Source organism: Pseudomonadota bacterium (assembly GCA_010028905.1).
Taxonomy (GTDB): Bacteria; Vulcanimicrobiota; Xenobia; order RGZZ01; family RGZZ01; genus RGZZ01.
The window spans coordinates 1-6,850 of sequence record RGZZ01000281.1 but is presented as its reverse complement, the minus strand read 5'-3'; the positions used below and the strand labels follow the sequence as shown (position 1 = coordinate 6,850).

Here is a 6,850-nt window from a genome sequence, read left to right as displayed (position 1 = left end):
CGCCTCTTGTCTCCTCACTGTGATTGGAGAGCATTTCCGAGGGACCAACCTGTCAACCTCTTCTGCGGGAGCGCAGCAGGGCCAAGCGCCGCAAGCGATGAACGTTCTCCGCAGGAGACGCGATGAACACCACCACGAAGTGTCCGGTCTGCCCCCTCGAAGACGTGCCGCCCACCGCGCTTCAGTGTCCGAACTGCAAGACCGACCTTACCCTGCTGCGCCGCATCGAGACGCTGGCCGACAGCTTCGCGCGCGACGCCGAGACGTTGCGCGACACCGATCCGCGCGGCGCCTTGCGAGCGCTGCACACGGCGCTTTCGCTCGAGCCGCAGAATGAGGCGTATCAGCGGCGGGTGCGAGAGGCTGAGGGGGTGCTCGACGAGCAGAGAACTACAGCGAGTGATGCAGCGTCTACAGAGGCACAGCGCACACTGCCAACCGCGCCGATAGCGGCAGCGACGAGCGAGACGAACAAGACGCCCTCACCCCACAGCGTCACGGCTGCCTCACCCACCTCACTGAATACCCCCACATCGGTTCTACCCGTGCCCGAGCCGCCCGCGAACAAGCCCGTACCTTCGCGGAGATCTGGACTGCCCTGGGCGCTCACCACCGCCGCGTCTGCGATGGCGGCATTTTTCGCGGGGACGTTCTGCAGCGCCCCCTCACAGACGAACTTCCCTGCCTCGCCAAAGGAAACGCTCACCGTCGCACATAAGCCCCCTGAAGCCATCGCCACACCGGCGGCGATGGCTTCGGCATCGACCTCGCCTGCACTTGCCGTAGCCCCCTCGACACCCACCAGACCCACTGCGGTCAGTCCCCCTACACAAACCACAGCTACCGGTTGGAGCAAGACGCTGACACGTCAGCTTGGGCCTGCCTATCGAATCACGCAAGACGGTGGGTCGGTATACGTATCTCTTCGACAGGCAGCATTTGCGACAGGCGCCACGCAGATCGAGCCCTCGTCGCTCCCCCCGTTGAAGCACGCCATCTCCGCCTTGCGACACCTCACCCCTGTCATCGAGATCGAAGGCCATACAGACGCCGCCCCCTCACCACGCAACGCCGCACTGGCCCTCGAGCGTGCCGTCACAGTGGCATCGCTTTTACATCACGTTCAGCCAGACGCAGAGGTCTCGGTTCGCGCGGTTCCTCTGCGTCCGATTCCAGAGACCCACCTCGACGACGAGAGCAACCGTGGCGTGGTGTTTCGCATCTCGACCGACAGGCCGTAAACGTTACTCGAGCCTCCAGAGCATGACACTCTTGTCGGTCGACACGCTTGCAAGCACATTCTCTACGGGCGAAAACCTCACGCACGTCACTGCATCTGCATGGGCATATGTAGCCACAACTTCGCGGGTCTCCAGGCAATAGACCCTCACGCAACCATCGTCGGTACCTGCGGCCAGATACGAACAGTCGTATGAGAATGACAAGCTCGTTACGCGCTCTGAATGCTCATCAAACCAGTCTATCTGATCGAGATCTGGAACGTCGCGTATCTCGATCTCCGGTGGATTCCTTGACGCTGGCCTGTAGAATGTCGCAGATGGCCACCTGATCGTCAAACGCCACGATCCAGCTCTCCCTCCCAGGCATGGCGACCACATCCACCAACTCGGTGGGAGCGTTTATGAAATACCTCTCGTCGACGCCTTCTGGGTCAAACACCTCGAGTGCCTCCTCACCGGTGCGTATAACGGAGACCCACTGCTCTCTTCGCGTTACAGCCAAATGCACGGCACTGTCACCATCCTTGAGATGACGGTACTCGGCGTCACTCGAAAGCATCCATAAACCAACAGCGCCCGTGCTAGAGGCTTCAAACAGCTCGTTCTCGCGGCGGGGAGAGAATGCGAGGGCCGTAATCGTTCCCCCATCTTCGAAGAAATGCATCTTTCTGCCAGACGACACACTGAAGATCGTCGTGCCGCCTTCCGCTCCAACCGCCACCTTTCGCCCCAACCGGCTGAAGGAAAGCGCGTGACCCTCGCCCTCCAAAGCGCGGCTCCAGACCCTAGCAAGAGCCTTGCCAGACCCACGCTCATCTTCAGTCGAAGACTCCTGGCTGAATATCGAGAAGAGCGTCAGCTGCCCGTCATTCTCGAGCGGTGCCGGCCCTAACGCTTGCACCTTCCGCTCGAGAATCTGGTGGCGCTCATGAAACCAGCCCTGAACCTGTTTGGCATGCACTACCCCCAGCGTGGCGGCCAGCGCCATGTCGGCCGCCGCCTTCGACTGGCGCGCCAGTAACACAGCTCCCCGTTCTCGCAGGTTGCCGTCGTTCATCTCGTCATCCTTGACCAGGTTGCGATACGCGCGCGAATATGACGCATCACCCAGCATCGCGCGGACGTCGTCATCCGGCGTGATGTCGTAGGCGGGCTTGAGCAACGAGATGCGCGCATCGAGCTCGTCGCGATGAAGGCGACGGACCATGGGAATAACAGCGCGCACCACTTCGAGGCAGATATCGGCGCGCACCGACGCAACTGACGTGGCATCGAGCGACTCCCTCCACAGTGCGAATGCGGTCTCGGTGTCTCCCCCCTGCAACACGCCTCGAGCCCTTCCACGAAGCGCTCGTGACAGCAGCTCGCGCGCCTCTGTGCTCGCCTCGCACGACCTCAGCCGCTTCTCTGCGGTCTCGAACTCGCCACGCTCGATGAGCAGCGTTGTGGCACCGTGCGAACCTAGCAGCCAATGGGCACGAAGCAGACCCTCGCTGCTGCTGTTCTTGAGCTGCTGATCGATAGTAGCGCGCATCGACGGCAGCATTCCGACGCGCGATAGCAGAAGTGGCCCCGCGGCGATGCACACGCCGTTTGCCCTCAAGTCAAGCGCGCGCAGCGCTCGCGCAGCCTTCAGCTCGAGGTCGAACAGCTCCAGGAGCGTGCTGCTCTCATTCGAAGCATGCAACCAGACTTCAGAGACCCGTTGCAAGGCCGAACGAATGCGGCTCACCACGGCGTCTTCGAGCTCTGCGGAAACGTCGACATGCGGCGGAGAAGCCACCAGGCTCAACCTCGGGTGACAGGCGAGGCCCACACAGAATGCAATGGCATTGGCCCAGCGCTCGGGATCGCTGCCCCCCTGCGCACCCCACCAGTAGAGCACCGCCAGGCTCTGAACCATGTGGATGTTTGGGAATCTTGGGACCAGGCGATTGGTCCACGACTGACCCAGGTAGGTTCTGAACTCTTCAGAACGCGTAAGGGTGAGCTGAAGTCCGCTCGGCGCCGTTCCCAGAAGACGCAGCCCTGTCTCCTGATACAGAAACAAGTCAACCAGCGAGCGTTCGAGCGGCCGTAGAAGTGCGAGTCTTGCTGCCTGTACCGCGTTGACATCTCTGGTCTTGCTTACGGCTATCTTGAACGCTGCCGTGATCTCAGCCTCAGTTGCACTTGGCAGAACGCCCAAGACCTCATAGGGAGTCTGATGGGGTTGAAGCGGATCTCTCAGAGAAACGCCTCCTCTCCCGCCTCCGATGCGCCCTCGCGCAAGAGCCAGCTATCGTGACCGGACGCACAGTAGCGGGCACCGGGCTTGAGCACCTGACCACACGTCGCACACTCTCGAACAGGCTCCGCCAGAGCAACACCGCTGTCTGCAGCGGCGTGGTGAATCGCATCGGTGACCTCACGCAAGTGCTTCTCTGCACCTCCATCGCGTGCTACAAAACGGCCACGCACGGCTTTGAGCTCTTCACGAAAGTGCTGAGCCCTGGCCGGAGATCTGGGTTCGACTCGCGTGCTCAATACATCGTAGAGCGCATAGAACTGGTGTACCACCGGGGGCGGATTGTTGGTGGCCGCATCGAGCATCTGATGATGCAACTGCAGTGTGTCTTCAGCGTTGGGCAGCAGGGCCTTCCGCGCTTCGTCGATTCGCTGTCGAACCAGCGCCAGTCTCTCTGATTCATACGCCCAACCGTAGTAGTTGAGGTGCCCATCTGCCCACTTGACCAGATATTCTACCTTCTGTCGCAAGGTCTCATCGACCTTACCCCACTCCTGTGCAATCGCCCGCATCTGCGCGGCCGTTGCGGTGGCGTGCTCTGGATGGTCGCTGAAGATCTGCTCGAGGGTTTGATCGCGCTTCTCGCGCAGCAGATTGAGATCATCGGCCTTGGCTTCGCTCTTGTGACTCTCGATCACCATCTCCGCCTCTACCAAGGCGTCGGCTGCGTGGCTGATGACCTCACCCTTGTCGTGCAGCACCTGCAGGGGCTGGCCCGTCGAGGTACGGGCCTCAGCCTGGAACGTACCATCCACATCAAGCCAGATCGACACGTCAATGGGAAAACCCGCCGGCCGCCCCTTGGGAAGCCGAACGAAGGCTTTCCCTTGTGACTCCATCTCATCGGGCTTCTTTCCGAAGACGGGCAGAAACGCCAGCAGCTGGTCGGGTTGCTGCGTGTGGAAGGTCTTCCACTTTCGCCTGGCGTCCGGCGTGGGGTATTCGTCGTTCCACTGCCCACGGTGATGATGGGCGCCCCGCCAGCAGCTGAACCATCGGCGCCCAGAACCGCACCGCAAGCGGCGCATATGGTGGCGCCGCGTTCATTCATCACCCCACACTCTCGCTGCTTGTCGGGCAGCCATGACGCGCAGACGAGGCGATCGCCCACCTGGGCCGCGACCACCGCCGCACCCTGAGCCACCACCAGCTTGGGATGCGACACCGACTTGATCTTGCGACCGAACAGCTTGTCGACGGACCTTCGCACCAACGGCACCAGGGTCGAGTTGCCTGCGAGAAGCACGTAGTCGACGTCATCTATCGTCAGATGCGCGTTCTGCAGCGCGCGCCGGATCAGCGCAATGGCCTTCCCGTCTTGTTCGGGCAGCTGGCTGATGGAGGCCCCGCAAGCGTGACAGGTGGCAGAATCGACGTCGTTGTTCTGCCCGCATCCACAGGCGCGATAGGTGGCCACCAGGTCGATGATGGCGAGCTCGAACTCTTCGCGCGTGATGCTGAAATCGATGTCGAAGTCCGGCGTCGTGATGAGAATATCGCCGCTCTCTGCGGCACTCAGTGCCTCTTTAAGCCTGCGCGCCTCCTGCTTGACCTCGACGAGAACCTTGTCGTGGTCGCCGTCTCGAAGATCGATGTCATACTCATCTTGTACGTTCGCAACGATCTTGTCGACGATGACCTCATCGAGGTCGTCACCACCCAGCCACATGTCGCCCTCGAGGTTCATGGGGGCGAAATTGCTGTTGGCCCAGGTGAGCACCGAGATGTCGAAGGTTCCGCCACCGAAGTCGTACACGAGCACGATGCGCGGATCTTCGACACCGCGCTCGAGACCAAAGGCGATGGCCGCCGCCGTAGGCTCGTCAAGGATCTGGATGACCTCGAGCCCCGCTTCCTTCGCCGCGTCTCGGGTGGCCTTGCGCTGCACCTCGCTGAAGTAGGCGGGCACTGTGATCACCGCGTGGGTGACGGGGTCACCGTCAAGCTGAAACTCGGCGTCGGCTTTCACCTTTGCGAGAATACGTGCCGAGATCTCGACCGGGGAGTACTCTTGATCGGCCAGCACGACGCGCAGGCTCTGCCCCGTACCATCTTCCGGCTCGATGATCTCGTAGAGCACCTTCTCTTTCAGGGTCTGCACCGCATCGTCTTCGTATCCTCGCCCCATCAGGCGCTTCACTGATAGCGCCGTGTCACGGGGCATGGTCTTCCAGTTTCGGTAGGCGGGGGTGCCCACCAGAAGATCGTTTGCGTTGCCTCGCCGCGGAACCCCCACGACCGAGAGGGTCAGTTCCTCACCTTCCTTGTTGCGAAGCACGCGCGGACTCGCTCCATCGGCGATGGCCACGACGGTATTGGTGGTTCCGAGATCGATGCCCACTTTGCGGCCCATGTTCAGCCTCTCTCCTCGAAGGTTCCGACATTCACGACGGTCGGATCGTCGGTGATCACGACAACGTGCGCGGCACGCAGCAGAAGACCGTTGACGCGGTAGCCCCGCTTGAGCTGTCGGGCAATGGCGCCTGCGGGGCGCGAGGCATCGAGCTCGACATCTACGGCCAGGTGAAGGTGCGGGTCGAACTCGCCGACCGCATCAAACGCCTGCACCCCTCGCTGGTTGAGCCACCGCGTGAGCTGCTTCCCCACAATGCGCAACCGCTGAAAGGGGCGTTGCTCGTCTGCCGCCATCTTTGCCTTCACGCTTTCGAGACTCTCGACAACGTCTTCAAACCCATCGACCACCGCAATCAGATCGAGTAGATCGTGACGGCGCTGCTTCTCGGCCTTCTCGCCCTGCTCGCGCATCTCCGAGCGCAGGGCGCCGATGGTCGTGAGCAGCCCACTCACGTCGCGCAACAGCGCAGGCAGACGATCGTCGGACACCATCTCGCCCCAAGGGCTGTGCGCCAACGTCGACCCATCGTCACGCACCTCTGCGCTCACCCCCGCCACCCCCGCCGCAATTCTTCCTCCATCGCCGAGGCCGACAGAACCTGCGCGCACGTCTCCCACGGGGTCTTCTTCACATGGCGGTACTTCAGGTCGAAGGGGTGCTCCTTGGGCGTCTCGTCGAGGCGCTTCTCGGCCTGCGCCATCTCGCCGAGGGCGACCTCGACCCACACGTCCTCGAGCACGTCGGGCAGCTGGCCGAAGAGGTGATAGATGCCCTGCAGGCGGGTCGACAGCAGCTGGTGGACGCGGTCTTCGACCGAGCCGCGGTAGCGCATGTTGTAGATCTGCACCACGTCACGAACCTGGCCGATGCGCTGGATGCGTCCCTTGCGCTGCTCGAGGCGGGTGGGGTTCCAGGGGAGGTCGAGGTTGATCAGGGTGCCCAGGCGTTGCAGGTTTAGCCCCTCGC

The 6,850-nt window shown here is 62.1% G+C and carries 6 protein-coding genes; 1 reads left to right on the top strand and 5 read right to left on the bottom strand.

All coding sequences use genetic code 11. The annotated features are described in order from the left end of the window. Nucleotides 1-122: 122 nt before the first annotated feature. The gene (locus tag EB084_16835) at nucleotides 123-1,241 is read left to right on the top strand and encodes a hypothetical protein (GenBank protein ID NDD29923.1); all 1,119 of its coding nucleotides are present in this window, start codon (nucleotides 123-125) and stop codon (nucleotides 1,239-1,241) included. A 3-nt stretch (nucleotides 1,242-1,244) separates the two neighbouring features. On the opposite strand, the gene EB084_16830 is transcribed toward EB084_16835, so the two are convergent. The 5 genes from EB084_16830 to EB084_16810 form a co-directional block, all read right to left on the bottom strand. Beyond that, complete coding sequence (locus tag EB084_16830; protein NDD29922.1) at nucleotides 1,245-1,619, bottom strand: hypothetical protein; 375 nt, start codon at nucleotides 1,617-1,619, stop codon at nucleotides 1,245-1,247. A 1,848-nt stretch (nucleotides 1,620-3,467) separates the two neighbouring features. Beyond that, nucleotides 3,468-4,229 carry a hypothetical protein gene (locus EB084_16825; GenBank protein ID NDD29921.1) on the bottom strand — a complete coding sequence of 254 codons (762 nt, stop codon included), beginning with the start codon at nucleotides 4,227-4,229 and terminating at the stop codon, nucleotides 3,468-3,470. Continuing rightward, nucleotides 4,178-5,881: an Hsp70 family protein gene (locus EB084_16820; protein ID NDD29920.1), complete on the bottom strand. Its 1,704-nt coding sequence runs from the start codon at nucleotides 5,879-5,881 to the stop codon at nucleotides 4,178-4,180. Before EB084_16820 ends, EB084_16825 begins: the two co-directional genes overlap by 52 nt. Nucleotides 5,882-5,883: 2 nt before the next feature. Continuing rightward, nucleotides 5,884-6,441: a nucleotide exchange factor GrpE gene (gene grpE / locus EB084_16815; GenBank protein ID NDD29919.1), complete on the bottom strand. Its 558-nt coding sequence runs from the start codon at nucleotides 6,439-6,441 to the stop codon at nucleotides 5,884-5,886. Next, on the bottom strand, nucleotides 6,429-6,850 hold a 422-nt coding region (locus EB084_16810), incomplete at its 5' end, for a helicase SNF2 (GenBank protein ID NDD29918.1). The genes grpE and EB084_16810, both read right to left, overlap by 13 nt.